The following is a 20,296-nucleotide window of genomic DNA, read 5'->3' on the forward strand; positions in this document are numbered from 1 at the left end:
GAATGGGTCGAGCAGTGCACGTACCACGGGCCCTACCGCGAGGCAGTGGTCCGCTCCCTGATCACCCTCAAGGCCCTGACGTACGCGCCGACCGGCGGCATCGTCGCCGCGCCGACCACCTCCCTGCCCGAGGACATCGGCGGTTCCCGGAACTGGGACTACCGCTACACCTGGCTGCGCGACGCCGCGCTCGCCCTCTCCTCCCTGCTGCGCACCGGATACCGCGAGGAGGCCCGTGCATGGATTGCCTGGCTCGTGCGGGCGGTCGCCGGGGACCCCGAGAACCTGCAGATCATGTACGGCATCGCGGGCGAGCGCGAGCTGGGCGAGGCCGAGCTGGACTGGCTGCCCGGTTACGAGAACTCCGGCCCGGTCCGGGTCGGCAACGGCGCCGCGGGCCAGCTCCAGCTGGACGTGTACGGCGAGGTCGTCCACCTGCTCTATCTCGCCTGGCAGAACGGCATCTGGCATGCCAGCACTGCACAGCTACTGCTGACGCTCGCCGAGCAGATAGTGCAGCGCTGGGACGAGCCGGACGAGGGCATCTGGGAGGTGCGCGGCCCGCGCCGCCACTTCGTCCACTCGAAGGTGATGGCCTGGGTCGCCGTCGACCGCACCATCAAGCTGATCGAGTCCGGGGACGCGGAGGGGCCGCTGGAGCGGCTGCGCGAGCTGCGCGGCGACATCCACCGCGATGTCTGCGACCGCGGCTACGACAAGGAACGCAACACCTTCACCCAGTCCTACGGATCGAAGGAGCTGGACGCCTCCCTCTTGCTGATCCCCCAGATGGGCTTCCTGCCGCCCGACGACAAACGCGTGATCGGCACGATCGAGGCGATCCAGCGCGAACTGTCCACCAAGGACGGCTTCGTGCTGCGCTACCCCACCAAGGGCGAGGACGCCGGCGTCGACGGCCTGGAGGGCGACGAGGGCGCGTTCCTGGCCTGCTCGTTCTGGCTTGCCGACGACCTGGCGATGATCGGCCGGGTCGACGAGGCACGCCAGCTCTTCGAGCGACTGCTGTCCCTGCGCAACGATCTGGGCCTGCTCACGGAGGAGTGGGATTCCCGACTGCAACGCCAGGTGGGGAACTTTCCCCAGGCGTTCAGTCACTGGACATCGATCGAAGGCGCACTCGGCATTGGATCGGTTGAGGCAATCCGCCGGACAGTCACGGATACGGATTACGCCGATTCCGGTCGGGGTGGTGCAGGGATCGCCCCTCAGTGTCGCGACGTTGTGGGCACGGAGCCTGACACGCGCGCAAGGAGCGTCCCGGATCCGTGTGACGGACATGCCCGCGGGGTCACGCCACCACCCCCTCTGCAGGCCGTCCTGTGATGCCCGCCCCCAGCCCCCAGTTCTTGACCGGTAGGGCGCTCGGCGTTCCTCCGGGGCCGCAGGCCCTGCAGCCGATGGAAAACCCTCTCGCGCTCGGAACAGCCGGGACGTTCTTGGCCGCTTCGACATCCGAAAGTGAAAGAACACCCGTGTACGAGATACGTCCCGCCCAGAAGGATGACCTGCCCCATGTGCAGGCTCTGGTGAAGGCCAGGCTCCGGACGCTGGAGCTTCGCGGCGTCGCACGCGGCATGCTGACGCTGACGGATGCCGAACGTGCAGCGTCGGAGCTCGTGGTCATGACCTGGGACGCTCAGGTCGTCGGAGCTGTGACGCTCATCGCGCATATGCCGCACCGAGGGTGGACGGTACGCGAGGCCGCGCAGCCTGCATTCGAGGTTGCTTTCATGGTCACCGATCCGGGCCCGGGCAGTGTGGTCTTGGGGTGGTTGCTGACTCGGTGGGCCGCGGATCTGGCTGCCCGCACCGGCCACGTATTCATCCGGGCCCGCGTCCCCAGCTCTCGGCTGGCCGAGCACTTCCATACGTCCCTCGGCTGGGAGCACGTGCGCCCGGTACGCAATGGCTCCGGCTCCGTGCACTCGCTCATGCAACACCCGGCCGTGCGCTCACTGGCATTGCCCGTGACCGAAGTAGAGAGGTTCACCCTTTTCCCGGCTGAATGCCCTGTACGTGACTGATCCGCCGCCAGCACAGCTCGGCCGGTCCACAACACGCCCCATGCGGTGCGCCGCACCAGCCCGGCAAGGCTCGTCGTCCGCACGGTTCGTCTGCCTCGCCCATGTCTCGCCACAACCCACCTCATTCAGCACCAGGAGTACAGCGTCGTGAGTTCTCCGGCCACCCGGCCGATACCCAGTTCTGCGTCCCAGGACAAGCATCTGTTCGTCTTGCGCCAGGGAGCCCCCAGCGTTCTCGGGGTTCGCCGGGATGCCCGATGGCGACTTCCCGTGTTCCGTGGGAGGCGCCTTCCCCGTGCTCTGGTCGACTATGCCGCACCGATGTTCTCGCTGGAGTGGCTGGTCGAGGACATTCTGAACGGGCGTCCGGTGCCGCCCGCTGTGCCTCGGGAGCGCCCGGCCCTACGGAAGCACCAGGTCGAGCCCGTGAGAATGATGAAGGAGGCATACGCATCCGGAGCGCCTGGCTTCCTTTTGGCTTACCCAACCGGCTCGGGCAAGACAGCGATGGCCATTTGCGGGGCGCTTGATGTGCCGACCGTGCGCAGGGTTCTGGTAGTGACCAAGCTGGATGTGATTCCGGCATGGCGCAGCGCGATCAGGTATTTCGGCAGTGGCGGCAAACGCTGGGTGGTGATCAACCCGGAGCAGTTGTGGCGGCTGTTCGATCACCCTTGGCAGCCGCTCAGTTCTCTCCCGGTCGACAAGGCCGCCGAGTATGCGGCCGCAGGGGGCGTTCCTCGTGTTGAGTTCGACGCGGTGATCGTGGACGAGTCGCACATGCTGGCGTCCTCTGTCTCCCTGCGGTCCCGGACGATCGACCGGCTGATCCGCCCCGATTCCGGGACCGTGCGGCGGCCGTGGTTCGTGCGTGCCTCGGCTTCACCCTTTTCCAGTCCGGAGGAGACGGCGTATGTGAGTGACCTTCTGGCGTATGCCGCTGGCGTCGACGCACCGGACAAGCTGAGCAGGGTCGAATACCTGACATGGCTGAGCAAGCTCGGGTTCGAACTGAACACGGACCAGCGAGGTCGGTGGGCCCATGACCTGAGCGCCGGTGACGTGAAGATGGTTGAGTCTTTGCTGTTCTCCCAGGGAGTCGGAGCGACCGCCACGGCTGAGGAGCTCGGTCTGCCGTCCATGACCCGGGAGCTGCGCCCGGTGGAGCTCTCCCCCAGCGACCGGGAGCAGTACGAGTCCGCTTGGGCGCAGTTCCGGGCTCATCACGGGCTGGAAGTCAGCGACAACACGCCCGACACGTCCGAGGCGTTGCGCCGTGTGCAGAAGGCTTCGCTTCTCAAAGCGCCGAAAGTGGCGGAGATCGTGGCGGGTCTGGTGGAGGACGGCTACCAGGTGGTGGTTGCCGCCTGGTACCTCGACAACGTTTCTGCCATCGCCCGGCTGACCGCAGTGGAGCTGAAGGCACGGGGGCTGTCGGACCGGGTGGTGGAGATCACCGGTGCCTCGCGTGGTCTCCGGGAGTTGAAACGGCAGGCGTTCCAGGGAGGCCGGGCCCTGGTCGCGGTCACCAATTCCCTGGAGGGCATCAACTTTCATGCCGGCGAACGTGGTGGTGCGGGCGAGGGGGAGGACGCAACGCTGACCCCGCGCGCCTGTGTGATCGCTGATGTCCTGACCGGTGGCAAGCGCGGCCTGCAGGCCGAGGGACGCACGCAACGAGACGGCACGCGCTCGCTGACTCTCTACGTGTACGCGGAAAGCACCACAGAGGAGGAGTGGCTGGCGCGGATGCTGCAGGCCACGGCCGGCACGCAGGCTCTGGCCCAGTCCCCCGGGGGGGCCCGTGCTCTGATGGACCTGGCCACGCAGCTGACCGGCGCCGCAGACGAGGAGCCGGACCAGTGAGAGGCATGTCGACGAGGTCCGGCCCCTCGGCCAGCCTGGCCGTTCTGCCGTTCGTCGAAACGGTGTATCCGTCAGGGAAGCACGCGGTCCTGTCACTCTCACAGGTCTTGGAAGAGGCGGACCAGGTCCGTCTCGCCACGACTGACCCGCTGCTGTGGGCCGCAACGGCCCGGTTGCTCACCGCAGTCGCGTACACGGCGGGGTGCGGACCGTCCGGACAGCACGAGTACTGGCAGCAGATCCGTGACGGCATCGACCTGACGCCGGCGGTGCACTGGGTTCACGACCACGCCGATGACCTGGACGTGTTCCATCCGACCAAGCCGCTGTTCCAGGACGGCTCCCTGCACACAGTCGCCGAGGGCCTGCCCGACGCCGGAATCGAGGTGCTGTACCTGGACATGACGGCGGCCATCCGGCGGCCGCTGCTGTCCGACCACCGCCACCTTTACACCTCCACGCCGGTGAGTGCCGCTCGCGCCGCTGAGCTGCTGCTCGTCCAGCAGATGTGGTGCCTGGGCGGCCGGATTTCCGCCCGGGAGTCCGTCTACGGAAAGGAGTGCTATATCGGGCGCAGGTCTGCTGCGTGCGGTGGACTGGTCATCCAGCCGGACGGCGTCGTGGCGCAGATGCTCGCCTGGCGGCTGATGCCTCTGCCCGGCCCCGGGCTCGGCACAGCCCACTGGACCTACTTCCCCCGCCCGGAACCCTCAAAGGGGCAGGACGTGGGCGAGGAAGGCCCGGTTCCCGATGGGGAGGTGGATGCGTTGACCTGGCATCCTCGCAGGGTCCTTCTTCTACCGCAGGCCGACGGCACCGTGGGCCGTGCGATGTTTGCCCAGGGTTGGCCGGCTGACACGCAGACAGACCGGATCAACGAGCACCCCGGCTGCCGAGACTTCCTGACGACTGGCGCAGGAGACCGCCTGCCTGCAGAAATAGTGACCAGCGAGGAGGACGTCGCGCCCCTCCTCCACGGCTGGTGGACGGCACCCGAATCCAGCTGGGCCCACACCGCGCGCCTGGCCGCCGAAGCCACCACCCGTCACCCGCCGGACGTTCGTGTCACCGGCCTGACTACGTCTCACAAGAAGATCGAATGCGTGAGGCACGTCTTTCTGCCCGGCTCGCTGCTCGCCGATGCCGGAGGGAAGAACGCTTCGGCCTGCGTCATGGAAGCCCGCCGCCGAACCGCGGGCGCCGCGCCCGGTTTCGGCTCCTCCCACCTGTTCCAGGAGAGTTTCATGGTCGCGTCCGACGGTGAGCGGACCCATGCCCTGCTCAACGAGGGACCCGATGTTGACCTTGACGAGAGCCTGTTCACCACGGCCGACACGCCGCACAGACCCGAGGACGACGAGTCCATCGATCCCGTTGACGTGCTGACCCGGAAGCTGGGCAGCTGGGCACTCAGCCGCCACACCCGGGACCTCATGGCGTACCTGGTCTCGTGGGCCGCTGTCCCGTCAGTGACCAACCCGGCCTACGCATCCGTGACCCGGCTCCTGCCCGACGGCCTGCATCAGCCGGGCATGCTGACCGCCGCGCTCTTCGCCGTGCACCGAAAGACGTCCCGGGCCGAGAACCCGTACGGGAACGCTCCGCTGGCCCGGCTGATGCGCGCCTTCGGCACGGGACTCAGCTACGGGCCCCGGCATCAGCCCACCCGCGCGGCCATGACGCGGATGCTCGGTGCGCAGCGACTTGAGGACCTCAGGCCCTTGCTCGTGCAACAGATCCGTTTCGCTGCGGCTCAGGGACTGACCCCGGACTGGAGCAGTCTCATGAACGATCTCGCGCACTGGGGCCCGGGCACCAGGGACCGCTGGCAGACGCAGTTCTACACCCGCGGCCCGCTGCCGCCCCGCGAACGACAGTTCGCGCCCGCTGGAAAAGGAAACCTCCCCGCATGACCACTCAGGCCACCGACCTTGCTGCCAGGCCCGTTCGGGCCGAGGGACAGGTCACCGACGTCACCCAGAGTCCCGGCCCCTTCGTGGTGGTGCACTCACTCACCACTGTGGTTGGGGTGAATCTCAACCGGGACATGAATGACCTGCCCAAGTCCCTTTGGCATGGCGGGACCGAGCGGATGCGGGTCTCCTCCCAGTCCCTGGTCCGGGCCGCCCGCGAGTACATGCGCACGGATGGCAGTCATGACCGCATCAGCGCTCTCTCCACCAAGTCCCTCCCCCACGCGGTGGCCCAGCATCTGGAGACGGAGCACGACGTCGACCCCGCCGACGCGGGACCCGCCGCAGCCCTCATCGTCGCCGCAACCGGCCTGAGCGTCAGCCCGGCCGATCCTGGCCGGACCAATGTCATGGCCTATATGCCCGAAGACAGTGCGCAGCAGCTCAGCCGGCTCGTGCTCTCACACTGGGACGGGCTCGCCGTCCAGCGCGAGCGAGTGGAGGATCTGATCGCCGAAGCACTCCAGCCGGCTGAGCGAGGCACTTCGTCCCGGAGGAAGCCGCGTGCGCCCATTTCGGCCGCTGACCTGCCCGAGAGCGTGGTCACCGCCGCCCAGGCCGTCCTGGAACCCGGCACCGTGGAAGAGATCGCGCTGTTCGGCCGGATGCTCGCCGGGCTCCCCAGCGGCAGGGTCATCTCCGCCGCCCATGTCGCCCACGGTTTTGGCGTCGAGCCTCTCCAGCTGATCACTGACGAATTCACGGCGGGTGACGACTACCAGGACGGCGGTATCTTCGCCAACACTGGCATGCTCGGACGCCAGTACCTGGTCTCGGGCACGTTCTACCGGCAAGCGGCGCTGGACCGGCACCAACTCCGTAAGACGCTAGCCCTGTCCGGGAGGCCCCAGGACGAGGTCGAAGCCTTGGCCCAGAGCGCCGAACGCAGGTGGACACGAGCGATCGTCCGCAGCCTGCCTTCGGGCAAACGCTCACGCACCGGCTCCCCGCCTCGCCCCACCCTGGCCGTGGTCACCACCGCCGATGAGGCGCTGACCGCCTCGCCGGCCTTCGAAGACGCGATCTGTGAGCAGCCCGCAGGCCCTCACGCCGCTACCCGCCTGGCCACCTATCTCCACGAGCTCGGCCTGCGCGGTGGAACGGCTCTGTGGCACTCGCCCACGGGCGACGCAGCACCCGGCCTCCCGGACGTCCTGGCCGTGACGGGGTACTGACGTGGCCACCGTGCTCCTCCGCCTCTCCGGCCCGATGCAGGCCTACGGAACCTCATCCCATTGGGAAGAACGCGCCACCCACTCACGCCCCACGAAAAGCGCGGTCATCGGTCTGATCGTCAACGCTCTCGGTCTCAGCGCCGACACACCGCTGGAGGACTTCATCAGCATGACCTTTGCCGTCCGCGCCGACCGTCCCGGCCGGCAGATGCGCGACGAGCAGACCGCTGGCGGCGGCTGCTTCCCTCCAGCCGATCCGCGACACCCGGACCCGGGCCCGGGCTATGGCGCCCCGCGCGACCCAGCCCTGACACCCGCGGGCACGCTCCGGGCCTCACGAAAGAAGGGCAGCCGCCAACCTGTCCTGGTCACAAAGCACTACCTGGAGGACGCCGCGTTCCTCGCCGGGCTGAGCACCGAGGACCTCCACCTCGCCCGCACCATCGACAGCGCCCTGCGCCATCCGGCCCGGCTGCTCTTCCTGGGCCGGCACTGCTGCCCACCCGCCCGGCCGATCGCCCACGGCGTGACCTCGCACGGGCCCGACCAGTGGCCCAGCCACGTCAGTCTGCTTCCCGAAGCCACCGACGCCCAGCCCGCCGTATGGACCGAAGTGCCGCCCACCACCGGCGCCTTCCCCAGCTCCGAGAATCCCGTGTGCTTCACCGCTCGCTATCACACCACTCTGTTCCTGCGAACCTCGACCGTCCTGCCCCCTGCCCCGGAGCTCCAGCAATGACACCCCGCCCTGCGGCAATCTTCACCACGGTCCGATCGGCACTCACACTCTCCCCACCCGAACAGACTGTGTGCGACGACGTGAACCGCCTCCATTTGCTGGTTCTCTCCGGGTTCGCCAACCAGACCCTCGATACAGCCGAACCAGCAATCCCCCGCCCGGCGCCCGTTCTGTACGCCGCCCGACGCGGCACACCCCAGCCCGACCGGTCCCGAAGACTCACGGCAGCTCCCCCCGAACAGATCCTCGTCCAGGCGCCTCTGCACCCCAACTGGAAACCGCTCCTTGGCGCCGGACGCATCCTCAAAGCAAACGTCTTCCCAGTCGAGCATCACGTCACAGCCGGCGACATCATCGACATACAGATGATCGCCAACCCCACCATGAGAGACACCCCCACCAGGAAGCGCATCAGCCTGAGCGCGCCCGACGAAGCCGCACACTGGCTGCACCGCTACCTGACACGCAGCGGCCTGGAGACGTCACCCCACCACATCGATCCCGGCGAGCGTGTATGCATGACCGGTACGCGCACACGGACAGGAGACCGAATCACCGCGCACTACCGGGAAATGACAGCCCGCAGCCGCGTTCTCGACCCTGAACTCCTTGTACACGCCCTGGCACAGGGCGTCGGCCAGGCCAAGGCATACGGCTGCGGTCTGCTGCGCATCCACCAGGTCCGGTAGAGCCCAACACCCGGTATCCCAGCGCGTGTATTCTTCCTGCTGAGACTCCAACTCCCAACTCGTGGGTCTGTACCACGCGCTGGGAGCTCAAGGCCGCTCTGCACTCGAATCTCCCCACTCCGGTGGGGTCGCAGTGATCTTCAAGAAGCGCAGTCCACCCTCTCCTCATATCCGTGAGGATGCACCGTTCTGAGGGAGCTCAAGGCCGCTCTGCGCTCGCATCTCCCCACTCCGGTGGGGTCGCAGTTCCCATCGACGCCCACGGCAGATCGACCGAAGGACACGGCCTCTTCCTGCTGGAGGGCCACGCCTACTGGGCCGACCAGCAGATCACCACCAAGCTCCTCGGCGAGCCGGTACCGACCGGAGGAATCAGCCCCCACGCCACACTCCGCTACCGGGCCCTGGCCGAAACCCACCAACGCGCCAAGACCCTGAAGTACCTCAACGCGGCCGCGGCACAAATCGCCCGCACAGAACCCGGCCGGCGCTAAGGGACGGGCCCTGTTGGGCTCTGTTCGTGCCGGTGGTCGGGCAACCTGCCTGGCTGATCTCGCCGCCGGGCTCACAAGCAGCGAGCTGCGCCAAATTCATATGTGTTACGCGCGAAAAGAAACGAGGTTGCACACAGACATGGTCTCCCGCGAACACCTCTTAGAGATTTTCGGAGAAGATACCGTGCTCCTTCCTTTCGAGGCGCTTCCAGAGGACGTCCGACTGCGCCCTTCCGGACAAACCCTGACGCATACCGGGCTTCCCGAGAACTTACTGGACGCGATCACTTCCGTACCTGGGTTGGAAAATGGCGCAAAAACGTATGGCGAACACTGTGAAGATGTTGGCATTGAATCCGACGCGCGCATTCACGCAATGTACCGGATTGGACTCGCAGGTACAGGTAGCATTCTCGTCGAACCCGTCACCGGAGATGTTATTTATGCAGATACCGAAGCTGACACCGTCTGTCGGGTCAATACGTCAGTCGAAAAGTATGTCGAGTTCCTCTGCTTGCTGGAGAAGGGGCGCGAATGCTTCGATTTTCTCGATGAAGAGGAGGTCACAGTCCAACGTAACAAGCTTTCCGACCTGTTACGGAAAGCCGACGAGAATACCTGGTGTACGGCTTCTGCGTTCTGGCGTTGGGTCATTGCCCAGATCAGCGCGGACGACTACCGCGTATTTTGATGCGCGAAATAGTCGCACATAGTCACCTCAACCGCTCTTGGAACGTGTTGGTCGAGTGGGCCCTGGTCAGCGATCTCCAGGTGGTACACACATGAAGGCAGGGCCTCTCGATAGCTCGGGGATGCGAATCGAACCGAGCAATGCCCTGCGGCGTGAACGACCACGCCGAGATACTGGCCGCGATCGAGGCGTGCGTGGCCACGGTGTCCCGGTGAAGGTCAACGTCGTGGTGATGGCGGGGATCAACACCCCGGAGATCGAACCGCTGATCGCGTGGTGCGAGGACGCCGGAGTCGACAGCGTCAAGCTTCTGGACATCATCAAGGACCTCGGCGAGGGCAGCGAGAGCTTCGCCCGGCGCCTGGATAGCCCTATTCATTTCTCAGCCACCAACGACCGAACAAAGGGAAGCGATCGTAAAGTGAGGGATTTCCCGGCTTACCAGGGAGACATCAACAGAGTGTCCCTACTCCGTGAAAAACAAGGGAATGCATGACGTCGATGCCGGTCTATCGGGGCAACGGGCCGGGGCTGGCTACCGGCCCATAGGGGCTGCTCAGGGCCTGTGGCGCGCTCGTGCTGCGGCGGGGCCTCCTCGGTCACCAACAGACGGGCAGCACCACCCCGCCAGCCTCCACCAGGCTTTACGGCTGCTGTCACGAAGGTTCCCGGTCCGCCAGGCGCAGGTGGCGGTCAAACCAGCGCTGCCACAGCTGCGCGCCGCGCTGCTCACCGCCTTTCGACTGTACGCTCCGTCGCTGGTCAACAGGACGGACGCATGGCCGCGCCCGTGCCGGTCACCAACGAACCCACCCCGCTGCTGCCGTCCGTACCGGGCCCGGAAAAGCCCGTGGCATAAGCAACGCAGTCACCGTTGCGTCCGGAGGTCAGGCGACCGCGTGGAGCAGTGCGGGCACTCCTTCCGCCTCACTGAATTCTCTGAAGCGCGGAACGAGGCCCTGTACGAGTTCCACGCATCGGGGGGCGCCGATGCGTTGCGCGAGGTTCAGGGATTCGGCCGCGACGGCGGCGGCGAGGTCTGGCTCACCGAGGTCGAGATGCGTCCTCGCGCGGTACGCGAGGAAGACGCCGCGGGTCTTGTCACGGCTCGGGGGCAGGAGTGCCTGGCCTTCCTCGATGAGTTGGTGGGCTCGGCGGGTCTCGCCGAGATCGTTGAGGCTCTGCCCGGAATCTACGGAAAGGTCCGCCTCGGAAAGCCAAGAGCACCAGGCGGGGACGGGATCAAGGGCTGGTGTGCTGAGCAGGTGCTCGGCGGCGCCCAGAGACCGAAGCGTGGCGCGGCGGTCGCCCTGCGCCGCCAAGGCGCGGGCGAGACGAAGGTGGAGCAGGGACCGGGCGGCGGGGTGCTGGGTGCGGGTCAGGGCCCGTTCCAGGATGCGGGCGGCCGTGCGGGGGTCTTCACGCCAGGAGGCCTGGTAGGCAAGGTCGCTCAGAAGCGCGGCCCCCATGTCATGGTCGCCGCTGGCGTGGGCGCTGTGGAGACCGGCGATCCAGAACCGGCCGGCTTCACCGTGGAGCCCTTGATCGAAGCGGTGCCAGGCGGCGGTCTGGGAGAGGCTCGCGGCCAAGGCGTGGAGGCGGAGGCCGAGGGCCGGGGAGTAGCAGCCGTCGGCGATCAGATCGGTGACGGTCGTCAGGTGGGCGTCGATCAGGGGCGCAGTGTGCTGCCGTTCCTGTGTGGCCAGACTCGTCAGCCGTGCGCTGGTCTCTTCCAGCAAAGCGACGAGGTCCTCGCCGACCGATTTCCCTTGGGTACGTTCGGTCACCCCCAGCCATGCGTCGGTAGTGGCCCAGGTGCTGGCCAAGGTGGTCAGGGCGGTGCCGGAGATCGCGGACAGGACAAAGCGGCGGGATCGGTCCATGGATGCTCTCAATGCTTCTCGCAGGGCCGGCACGGTACTGGCGGGACCCAGGGGGATCACACCGGCGTCAGGCAGCCAGTTCGGCCACGCCTTGACGTCGACGTTCTCCAGGGGGATCCCGAACACCTCGGCGATGTACTCCTGGGATTCAGCGTCGGGTCTGACACCGGTGACTTCCCATTTACGGATGCGCTGTTTGTCCACGCCGGACCGCAGGCCGCGGCGGGCGGCTGCCGCGCAGATCTCTCGGGCGAGATCGACGCCGGTCATGCCAGCGGCTGCACGTACCAGTGCCAGGGGGTGGGTGTTCTCAGCCACTTCGTCATCCAATCAGCAGCGTCGGCGCTGAGCGTAGCCGTGAACCGGCCGGGACTACCGCCGGGACTACCGCCAACTCCTGTCGGGAAGCGTCCAGTTGATCGACACTCGATCATCCCAGCGACCGTGTGCGCTGGCGGCAAGTTCCGGCAGTCCAACGCCGGGCTCCCAGTTCTCCAGCAGTCGGCCCGTGGCAGGGCCGTGCAGAGCACCACCGAGACCGTTCAAGTCCAGTGTCACCTCGAAGGATGCCTCGTGAAGCTGACTACCCCTTCTGTTCGGCGGCGCAGCCGGACATGCTGTCCCGCCTTGGCGCCGGCGGCAGCGTCGTGACTGGTGAGATGCGTATGCCAGGCCGCCCGGACATCGCGGGGGACCTGATCGCCTGGGTCGAGGCCGCAGGAGCGACATGGCGTGCCCCGGGGCATGAGCGCGAGGCCGCGTCGGAAGGCGTCGTCCAAGCAGCGCGACATGCCGTCGTCGCCGATGCGCAGGCCCTGCGCCGGATCGTCGCACGGCTGGGCTGCTGGCCGGGACGCACGCTGGTCGGTGACGCCGGGTGCCGGGCCGCGCTGGCTATTGCCCTGAACACCGACCACGATCCGGCCTTCCAGGTCACGCTGCTCAAGATGCTCGCCGAGGCCGTGCGCCGGGGCGACGCGGCGGCAGCGCAGTGGGCTCATCTGCGTGACCGGTGCCTTGTGGGAAGCGGGCGCCCTCAGCAGTACGGTACGCAGTACTGGCTGTGTGACGGGCGGCTCGTGATGTACACCGCCGCCGCCCCCGAAAACCTCGACAAGCGCCGGGCCAGCGTCGGCCTGCCGCCCCGTCACGACCAGCTCACGGCGCTGGAGCGACGTCACCTCCCGACGCAGGGCCCGGCCGAGGTCACGAGCGAAAGGCCTGCGGCGTGAAGAGCTCTGAGCAGGCTAAGGCCGGGCAGCGCAGCGGTTCTCGTCCACACGGACAGGAACTGCGGGTCCTCGTTGGCGGTGTCGACATGGCCGGGAAGTCCACCCTGGTGCGGGCTCTGGTGTCCGAGCTGGAAGGGCGAGGGGTTTCGGCAGTCCGTCACGGTGGCATGCTCGCCGGCCTTCACCCCCTCCAGCCTCTGCTGCGCCAGTTGTCCTCAGCCCGGCAGCCGGACAGCTGGTGGACAACCACCGCCTACGTGATCGGCGGGTTCCTGCTCGACGGGCTCCTCGTCCGCCTCATCCCTCCGCGTCCGCGGGGACACGTGATCGTCCAGGACGGCTACGGCGACAGGAGGACGACATGACTCACCCGGAGGAGCCACGGGAGTTACGGGAGTCACGGGCCCGGACCGTCGTGCCGCTCCTTTGCCACATGCTGGAATCTCCAGAGCTCAACTGCGCTTCACCGAACAAGTTCCGGGTCCTCTGGCCGATCATGGCCGAAGACGCCGCGAAGGCGTTACAAGAGCCGCGACTCGCTAGGGTCCGGCCCTCCCCAGCTACCTACAAACGGTGGCTGGCCGGCACCCACATCCCCCGCGGAGACCTGCGCACCATCCTCGAGGCCTATTTCGGCAAGAAGGTCGAGGCCCTCTTCCAGCTCGTCCCCGTACGCGACATCGTCCGCCCCCGCCCGCTCGACCGAAGAACGCGCACCGCGGTACGAACCCTGGACTACACCTGGCCCACGTCCCGGCACGTCCCCGGCGAACCGGACGCTGGAACCTTCGGCAGCTGGGAGCTCGCCGGCGGACTGCACTTCGACGGCACCTCGATCGGCGTGCAGATCTACGAAGCTGAGCCCCGCGCCGACGTCATGGAGATCAGCCCCGCAGACCTCCCCCACCTGGAGACCTTCGTCCGCTCCTCGCGCAGGGGCGTGATTCTGGCCTCCCCCGGTGCCGCCGGCGGGTCCGGGCTGTACGTGATGGACGCCGCGCTCGCCCGCCAGAACCTCGTTGTGGGCCAGGACACGCGCGTACCGCTCGCCTACCAGCTGGACGACCTGGTCTACGCCATTATCTGGGCGCTGCACGTCATGGACGACGGTCTGCTGGCGGATGACAATCCGCTCTCCGACCGTGCCGAGCAACTTCGGCACTACGTCAGGATCAGTAACTCGGCACCGCCGCGATCCGAGATGCCCGACCTGTCCCCCATAGGCGCCGCATGGTTGGGCTCCAGCCTCTGCGCCCAGTACATCGTCCGCCATCTCGGCGACCTTCCCGAGGTACCGGCGTTCTGGACCCGCGAAGCCACCGGGGAAGAGTGCGCACCCTGGCTGCTCTTCAGGCACAAGCACGACTACCTGCAGAACGTCGCCGATCGCTTCGCGGGACCAGGGAGCGCGCTCGGGCGCGCGTTCTGCGTCCCCTCATCCGTCGTCCGGTCAAGCGAGGGCTATGAGCGAATTCTCTTATTCCTCACGATCGCCATGATGGAGATGCACGGGGTCAAGGTGTGGCTGACCGCAGAGCAGGACTACCAGGAGGTCGAGGGGTTCGTCCTGGCGCGCCACCAGGCCATCCTCGCGAACTGGGTGCGTGGGGAGTCCGTCTGGCGGGTCGCCACAACCAGCGCGCGCCGGGAGGTCGCCCCCTACCAGGAGGTGATCGGCAACGCACGGGCCCACAGCCTGGTCGACGGGCCGACGTCGGCGGCACGGCTCGCGGCCCTGGCCGACTACCTCGACCTGGACTGGGCCTGGTTGACCGGCCGGTGCCGGAGCCTGGCCGAGGAGGGGCTCACCGGCATGCTGCGTCCCCGCAGCCGCCTGCTCACCCTCAGCGCGCTCGACCGGACCCTGTGCTTCCTCGGCAGGCTCGGCGGCCCCGCTGACGGCCGATAGGCTCAACTTGCCTTACTTTACCCACGATTCGAGGACTGCGCGTTGACGAAACCAAGCTCCCCTCCCACGGTGCTCGTGATCGGTCTCGGCGGCACCATCGCGATGACCCCTACCACTACGGAGGGCGCGGCGAAGCCCACGCTGAGCGCGGAGGACCTGCTCGCGGCCGTTCCGCAACTGGCCGCCACCGGCATCGTCGTCAAGACGCAGTCGTTCACGGTCAAACCGGGCGCGTCCCTAACATTCGACGAGATCGAGGGCCTCCTCGGCCAACTGCATGCCATGGACGGTCAGGGTGCCGTCGACGGCTTCGTCGTGACCCAGGGGACCGACACCCTGGAGGAGACGTCGTTCCTGCTGAGCCTGCTGTACGGGGGCGAGACTCCTGTGATCGTCACGGGCGCGATGCGCGCCCCCTACCTGGCCGGAGCCGACGGGTCGGCGAACCTGCTCGCCTCGGTCACCGTCGCGGCGAGCCCCCAGGCCCGCGGCCTGGGCGTCCTGGTCGTCTTCAACGACCAGGTCTTCGACGCCGCGAGGGTCCGCAAGATCCACAGCACCAGCACGAATGCGTTCGCCTCGCCCGACACCGGCCCCCTGGGCACCGTGGTCGAAGGCCGCCTTCGACTCCTTGCCGTCCCGGCGCACAAGCCGCTGCCCCTCCCTTCGGCGACGGCGCGCCGGGTCCGCGTCGGGGCGTATGCCGCATCCCTCGGCGACGACGGCAGCCTGCTGGCGCCGCTCCTCGAACAGGTCGACGGCATGGTCGTCGCCGGCTTCGGAGTCGGCCACGTACCCGCCGCCTGGGTGCCCGTCCTCCAGGAGGCCGCCCAGCGGATCCCGGTCGTCCTCGCCTCACGCACCGGCGGGGGAACCACCCTCACGCAGTCGTACGGCTTCGACGGCTCGGAGAAGGACCTGCTGGACCGGGGCCTGATCGGCGCCGGCCACCTGGACCCCTACAAGGCCCGCCTGCTGCTGACGGTCCTGCTGCGCAGCGGCGCCGACCGCAGCGCGGTCATCGCCGCCTTCGCTCCTGCCGGGACGACACCGGAGGGCCGTGGCTGATGCGGCACGCAGAGCTGACGATGGGACGCGGCTTCGCGCTGGCCTTCGACGACGGCGACGACTTCGTCGCGGAGCTGACCGGCTTCTGCACCGAGATGGGGATCCGGCAGGCGATCGTCCCGATGTTCCTCGGCGGGTTCCGGCAAGCGACCTTGGTGGGGACGAACGGCACGCTGGAGGACCCGGACGCTCCCGTCTGGGACGAGACGGTGCTGCACACGGTGGAGGCCGTCGGCGCGGCCACTCTCGCCTGGAGCCCGGAGAACGACACCCTCGCCCCGCACATCCATGTCGCGGTCGGTCGCAAGGACCTCGCCGCCGCCGGGAGCGTGTCACATCTGCTGCGGGCGCAGGTGCAGTTCATCCAGGAGATGTTCCTCCAGGAGGTCCTCTCCCCCCGGATGGTGCGACCGCTGTGCGGGCCACACGCCGTCCCGACGCTGGGCTTCGCCCCGCGCCCCGAGACCGGAGCCCTTTGACTCCTCCGACACGACCCGATCGTCCGCAACGCCGGACGTGCCACGGCACACGCCGGTGATGTCAGCGCCCGTCAGGAGCCAGACCGTGAAATCGTGCGACAACACCTCTGTCGGCGTCATCATCACCGACCACCAGGGCCGCTACCTCATGTTCGATCGCGCCACCTTCCCCGTCGGCGCGGCGCCGGCTGCCGGGCACTTTGATAACCACGGCGGCGCTGAGGCCGCTGGCCGCGCCGAGGTCAAAGAAGAACTCGGCCTCACCGTCACCAGCCTCACCCGCGTCACCGGCGGCTGGCGGGATAACTCATGCCGCCGCCGTCCCGGCGCCCGCGGCACCGGCACCGGCCACAACTGGACCGTCTACCAGGCCACCGTCACCGGCGACCTCACCCCGAGCGCCCGCGAGACCAAGAATGTGCGCTGGATCGCCCCCGCCGCCCTGCAGGAGCTGGCAGACCGCACGGTTGCCTACGCGCAGGGACGCGTGACGGACGCCGAGTTCGAGGCCGCGCCCGGCCTCGAGCCGGTGTGGATGCAGTGGCTCGCCGACATCGCCGCGATCAAGGTCAGCACCGACGAACTGCTCCAAGTGGAGCTGCTCGCCCGATGATCACCGCCCCGCCCCCGAAGCTGACCCTCTGCGGCCTCCTCCTCTCTCCGGGCGTCGGCCGCGCCGATATGCCTGGGCGGGAAGGGGAGTCCTGCTGTGCAGGAGTGAGGGCTGGGCGAGCGCGCCGGCCGCGAAGGTCCGCGGCTCAGCGAAGAGCGTCGCGCAGGGCCTGCTCCAGGGCAGGTAGCTGCTCCAGAATCGTCAGCGCGGCCGCGTGCCGTGCCCGTGCATAGGACTCGAGTGCGGCGTCGACGAGGTGGGGTCGGTCCACGGGTGCCGACAGCGGGAAGGCCGAGCAGAGCATGGCGGCGCAGCCGACGCGAACCGAGGACAGGAGGTCGGCCGCGGGCGCTGTGGGCTTGGCGTCTCGGTAGGCGATGGCGAGGTCGGTGTAGCTCGTTAGCCACTTCTCGACGCCGTGGGACTGGAAGCTCCTGGGGTCGCAGCCCAGGCGCATGAGTTCCCAGGCGAGGTAGCCGGGTGTGGGTGGTCCGAAGTCCACGAGCGCGGCGACGTCATCGTTCCTCAGCAGGACGTTCGGGCCGGCCAGGTCGCCGTGCATGACCTGGACCGTCAGAGGCGGAAGGCCAGCGAGGATGCTCTCGACATCCCCCAGGACGGCGTGCCGCTCCCGTGCCGCCTGCAGAGCCCAAGCCTCGAACTCGCCCAGCCTGGGCCTGCGCTGGAAGGCGAAGATCAGCCTGGCAAAGCGGTCTCGGGCAGTGGCGACGTCGCAAATCGCGGCACCGGGTTTCAGCACGGGCGCGGCGGCGGGATGGGTGGCGAGTCGGCTGTGGAGACGGCCCATCGCTTCGCCGACCGCCGGCCACCGTGCACCGGTCAGGGTGCCCTCGGCGGTCTCGGTGTGCGGCACGTACGACCACAGGGACATCGGCAGCCGCCCGTGGGTCGCGATGAGTTCGTGCTCGCGCGTGCGGGTCGCCCGCGCGGTGGCGACGCCCCCGTCGGCGGCGTACTCGGACAGTTCGACCGACGCCAGCTCCACGTCCAGGTTGCTGCCCACGCGGTAGACCTTGCCGAAGTGCTGACGGCCCGCCTGGTCCACGATGGCGTAGTTGTCCGTCGCAGTGCCTTCCGGGATGCGCGTGATCTCCGCCGGGCGCAGTCCGTACGCGAGCACCAGCGTCTCGGCGATCGCCGCGATCTGCTCATGCGCGCCGGAGGCGGGAGGCGCGGCGGCGGAGCGGCCGGGGCCCGGCTGGTGGGATGCGGTGGACATGATCTCCTCGTTGAAATGCACAGTGGTAGTGGTCGGGCAGCCGACCCCGCATCCATCCCGGTTCCAGCAGCATCCTCAGCGGCCGACAGACGGTCTGGCTGTGTTCGACGAGCCGGAGTTGGCATACCGCCGAGGCCCTCCCCAGTGGGCAGCCTTCGTCAACGCGGTCGGCTGGTCGTTCTTCGCTCGTTCGGGTGGCGGCAGTCTCCGGGATCGCCCCGGCACCGCCACCGGCTGCCGATAGGGGATCGGCTGACGAGGCCGACGCCGGGGCGCGATGCCGCAGGGAGTGGCTGCTTGAGGCGGCGGCCGGGCAGGCGGTGCCGGCTCTTCGTCGCGCTGGAAGCCAGGGCGGCCTCGGACTGGCCGAAACTGGGGCCGGGTGGGTGATTGGCGAAGCGCCACCGGGCAGGGATCTCCGTCGCATAGAGTGCGGGCGTGTTCGCGGTTCGCCGTAAGGCGATCTTGGGCGCCTTCGTACTCGTCGCCGCGAGGCATTCCTCGGGCAGCCCCACCAGGAGGAACAGTGTCGTCCCTGCGAGTGATCACCCCCGAGGAGAAGCTCGCCGAGGCGAAGGCGCAGCTGAACTTCCCGCGGATCGTCGCGATCTGCGGTTCCACCCGCTTCATGGCCGAGATGGCCGCGGCAGAGGTGCGGGAGACCGAGGCCGGGAGGATCGTCGTCAAGCCGGGCTGCGATCTGAAGTCTCCGCACCCGCTCTGGGCCGACCCGGTCGAGGCCGAAGCGCTGAAGGTTCGGCTCGACGCACTGCACCGGTCGAAGATCCTTCTGGCTGATGAGGTGCTCGTGGTCGGCGACTACATCGGTGACAGCACCAGGTCCGAGATCGCCTACGCCCGGTCGCTGGGCCGGCCCGTGCGGTTCACGCACCCCGAAGTCGACCCCGACGCCTGAACGCCCGCCAACGCGCCGTCCGCCGCCACCCGGTCGGGGTTGATCGTCCGGCCGGCGGCACGGCGGCGCGAGCGTGCTCAAGGTGCTGCGGGTCACATCGCGGCCGTGATGGCGGCGGTGAGCTGCTGCTGGTGATCCATCAGATAGAAGTGGCCGCCATCGTACCTCTCGAGTCCGCGGAAGTCGGTCGTGAGCGCCTGCCAAGCGAGGAGCCGGTCCTTGCCGATCAGGGTGTCGCTCCGACCCGCGAACGCCGTGAGCGGGACGGGCAGCGGCTCCGGGCTGCGGGGCGCGGTCCAGGTGTCCACGAGCTTGAAGTCGGCGCGGAACACCGGGGCGAACTTCTTCCAGATGTCGTCGTTGTCGAGGAGCTGCGGTGGGCTGTCGCCGCCGCTGCGCAGCCAGGCCCGCAGTTCGTCGTCGGCCATCAGGTGGGGGCTGCTGCTGCCGCTGACGTTGCCGCCCGGGGCGCCGTATGCGGAGACCCCCAGCCAGGCGGGGAGCGCTTCGCGCTCGCGGAGGAGCCGGTGGGTGAGCTGGTAGCCGATCAGGGCGCCCATGCTGTGGCCGAAGAACCCGAACGGCCGGTCGAGCAGGGGCGCGATGGCGGCGTGGAAGTACTCGACCAGCTGCTCGCAGTCGTCGATCAGCGGAAGGGCCTGGAGGCTGCCGCGGCCGGGCGCCTCCAGCAGGCACAGTTCCCAGTCCTGGGGGAAGAGCTCCGCCCAGCCCCGATAGAGCAGGTGCGACCCGCCGGCGTGGTGGAACAGGAACACGCGAGCCGCTGGCTCGCTCACCGGCCTGGGGCGGATGAGCGGGGAGGGCGCGGTCTCGCCGGTGAGCTTCGAGGTGACGAACGCGTGCAGCTCGGCGAGGGTGGTGACGCCGCTGGCGGCCACCGCGTTGTCCGGGACGCCGAACGCGCTCTCCACGCGGGTGGAGATCTCCAGCATCAGCAGCGAGTCGATGTCGAGCTCGTGCGCGAAGTACGCATCGTCGGCGACCTCTTCGGGCTCGGTCTCCAGCACGCCGGCTATCAGGGCGCGGAGCTCCTCGATGGTCACGCTCGTCGTAATCATGGGTGTTGTCCTCGTTCCTGCGTGGACGGGCGAAGGGCTCGCGGCGGGCTCAGCAGCAGGGCGGCCGTCGCGTCGTGGCGGGAGCCTCCCGCGGTGGCCAGGACGTTGCCGGTGGCGCCGTTGGCCAGGTGGGCGGCCGCGGCGGCGCACTGCAGGACGCCGAGCGCCCCGGACAGCGGGCCCAGCTGGGATTCCAGGTCGATCC

The 20,296-nt window shown here is 68.3% G+C and carries 19 protein-coding genes and 2 pseudogenes; 17 read left to right on the top strand and 4 right to left on the bottom strand.

The annotated features are described in order from the left end of the window. The 10 genes and pseudogenes from ABZY11_RS32760 to ABZY11_RS32805 form a co-directional block, all read left to right on the top strand. A pseudogene (locus tag ABZY11_RS32760) lies at nt 1-1,119 on the top strand (glycoside hydrolase family 15 protein); the annotation flags it as partial. Between the two features lie 374 nt (nt 1,120-1,493). Beyond that, nucleotides 1,494-2,045, top strand: coding sequence for a hypothetical protein (locus ABZY11_RS32765; RefSeq protein ID WP_356482634.1), 552 nt, complete (start codon nt 1,494-1,496; stop codon nt 2,043-2,045). 321 nt (nt 2,046-2,366) lie between these two features. Continuing rightward, nucleotides 2,367-3,911 carry a DEAD/DEAH box helicase family protein gene (locus ABZY11_RS32770; RefSeq protein WP_356482635.1) on the top strand — a complete coding sequence of 515 codons (1,545 nt, stop codon included), beginning with the start codon at nt 2,367-2,369 and terminating at the stop codon, nt 3,909-3,911. Nucleotides 3,912-3,916: 5 nt separating this feature from the next. Next, entirely contained in the window at nt 3,917-5,824 is a 1,908-nt protein-coding gene (gene casB / locus ABZY11_RS32775) for a type I-E CRISPR-associated protein Cse2/CasB (RefSeq protein ID WP_356482636.1), read from the top strand. Then, nucleotides 5,821-7,059 (top strand): type I-E CRISPR-associated protein Cas7/Cse4/CasC, encoded by a 1,239-nt coding sequence (locus tag ABZY11_RS32780; protein ID WP_356482637.1) that lies wholly within the window; start codon nt 5,821-5,823, stop codon nt 7,057-7,059. Before casB ends, ABZY11_RS32780 begins: the two co-directional genes overlap by 4 nt. A 1-nt stretch (nt 7,060) precedes the next feature. Continuing rightward, nucleotides 7,061-7,798 (top strand): type I-E CRISPR-associated protein Cas5/CasD, encoded by a 738-nt coding sequence (gene cas5e, locus ABZY11_RS32785; RefSeq protein WP_356482638.1) that lies wholly within the window; start codon nt 7,061-7,063, stop codon nt 7,796-7,798. Next, on the top strand, nt 7,795-8,487 hold the full coding sequence (locus ABZY11_RS32790) for a type I-E CRISPR-associated protein Cas6/Cse3/CasE (protein WP_356482639.1): 693 nt from the start codon (nt 7,795-7,797) through the stop codon (nt 8,485-8,487). The genes cas5e and ABZY11_RS32790 overlap by 4 nt, the downstream gene beginning before the upstream one ends. A gap of 179 nt (nt 8,488-8,666) precedes the next feature. Next, nucleotides 8,667-8,981, top strand: coding sequence for a hypothetical protein (locus ABZY11_RS32795; RefSeq protein WP_356482640.1), 315 nt, complete (start codon nt 8,667-8,669; stop codon nt 8,979-8,981). 139 nt (nt 8,982-9,120) lie between these two features. Further along, nucleotides 9,121-9,672 (top strand): SUKH-4 family immunity protein, encoded by a 552-nt coding sequence (locus ABZY11_RS32800; RefSeq protein WP_356482641.1) that lies wholly within the window; start codon nt 9,121-9,123, stop codon nt 9,670-9,672. A 211-nt stretch (nt 9,673-9,883) separates the two neighbouring features. Next, nucleotides 9,884-10,168 carry a hypothetical protein gene (locus ABZY11_RS32805; protein ID WP_356482642.1) on the top strand — a complete coding sequence of 95 codons (285 nt, stop codon included), beginning with the start codon at nt 9,884-9,886 and terminating at the stop codon, nt 10,166-10,168. Nucleotides 10,169-10,559: 391 nt separating this feature from the next. Here ABZY11_RS32805 and ABZY11_RS32810 read toward each other — a convergent pair whose 3' ends face one another. Then, complete coding sequence (locus ABZY11_RS32810; RefSeq protein ID WP_356482643.1) at nt 10,560-11,873, bottom strand: helix-turn-helix transcriptional regulator; 1,314 nt, start codon at nt 11,871-11,873, stop codon at nt 10,560-10,562. Between the two features lie 341 nt (nt 11,874-12,214). On the opposite strand from ABZY11_RS32810, the gene ABZY11_RS32815 reads away from it, so the two are divergent. The 6 genes from ABZY11_RS32815 to ABZY11_RS32840 all read left to right on the top strand — a co-directional run bounded on the left by ABZY11_RS32815 (nt 12,215) and on the right by ABZY11_RS32840 (nt 16,856). After that, the gene (locus ABZY11_RS32815; protein WP_356482644.1) at nt 12,215-12,787 is read left to right on the top strand and encodes a DUF6624 domain-containing protein; all 573 of its coding nucleotides are present in this window, start codon (nt 12,215-12,217) and stop codon (nt 12,785-12,787) included. After that, nucleotides 12,784-13,152, top strand: a complete 369-nt coding sequence (locus ABZY11_RS32820; RefSeq protein WP_356482645.1) for a hypothetical protein — start codon at nt 12,784-12,786, stop codon at nt 13,150-13,152. Before ABZY11_RS32815 ends, ABZY11_RS32820 begins: the two co-directional genes overlap by 4 nt. A gap of 68 nt (nt 13,153-13,220) precedes the next feature. Then, on the top strand, nt 13,221-14,696 hold the full coding sequence (locus tag ABZY11_RS32825; protein ID WP_356482646.1) for a transcriptional regulator, XRE family protein: 1,476 nt from the start codon (nt 13,221-13,223) through the stop codon (nt 14,694-14,696). Between the two features lie 69 nt (nt 14,697-14,765). Next, a complete protein-coding gene (locus ABZY11_RS32830) occupies nt 14,766-15,764 on the top strand; it encodes an asparaginase (protein ID WP_356482647.1) in 999 nt (332 codons plus the stop codon). Next, nucleotides 15,764-16,243, top strand: a complete 480-nt coding sequence (locus ABZY11_RS32835) for a PPC domain-containing DNA-binding protein (protein ID WP_356482648.1) — start codon at nt 15,764-15,766, stop codon at nt 16,241-16,243. The genes ABZY11_RS32830 and ABZY11_RS32835 overlap by 1 nt, the downstream gene beginning before the upstream one ends. Nucleotides 16,244-16,328: 85 nt before the next feature. Further along, the gene (locus ABZY11_RS32840; RefSeq protein WP_356482649.1) at nt 16,329-16,856 is read left to right on the top strand and encodes an NUDIX hydrolase; all 528 of its coding nucleotides are present in this window, start codon (nt 16,329-16,331) and stop codon (nt 16,854-16,856) included. A gap of 145 nt (nt 16,857-17,001) precedes the next feature. Here ABZY11_RS32840 and ABZY11_RS32845 read toward each other — a convergent pair whose 3' ends face one another. Next, nucleotides 17,002-18,096, bottom strand: a complete 1,095-nt coding sequence (locus tag ABZY11_RS32845; RefSeq protein WP_356482650.1) for a phosphotransferase — start codon at nt 18,094-18,096, stop codon at nt 17,002-17,004. Between the two features lie 526 nt (nt 18,097-18,622). Between ABZY11_RS32845 and ABZY11_RS32850 the strand changes: the two genes are divergently transcribed. Next, nucleotides 18,623-19,012, top strand: a complete 390-nt coding sequence (locus tag ABZY11_RS32850) for a hypothetical protein (RefSeq protein ID WP_356482651.1) — start codon at nt 18,623-18,625, stop codon at nt 19,010-19,012. A 92-nt stretch (nt 19,013-19,104) separates the two neighbouring features. Here ABZY11_RS32850 and ABZY11_RS32855 read toward each other — a convergent pair whose 3' ends face one another. Next, nucleotides 19,105-20,091, bottom strand: coding sequence for a thioesterase domain-containing protein (locus tag ABZY11_RS32855; RefSeq protein WP_356482652.1), 987 nt, complete (start codon nt 20,089-20,091; stop codon nt 19,105-19,107). Next, nucleotides 20,088-20,296, bottom strand: a pseudogene (locus ABZY11_RS32860) (hypothetical protein); the annotation flags it as partial. The pseudogene ABZY11_RS32860 and the gene ABZY11_RS32855, both read right to left, overlap by 4 nt.

Source organism: Streptomyces sp. NPDC006510, from assembly GCF_040611955.1.
In the GTDB taxonomy this organism is placed as follows: Bacteria; Actinomycetota; Actinomycetes; order Streptomycetales; family Streptomycetaceae; genus Streptomyces.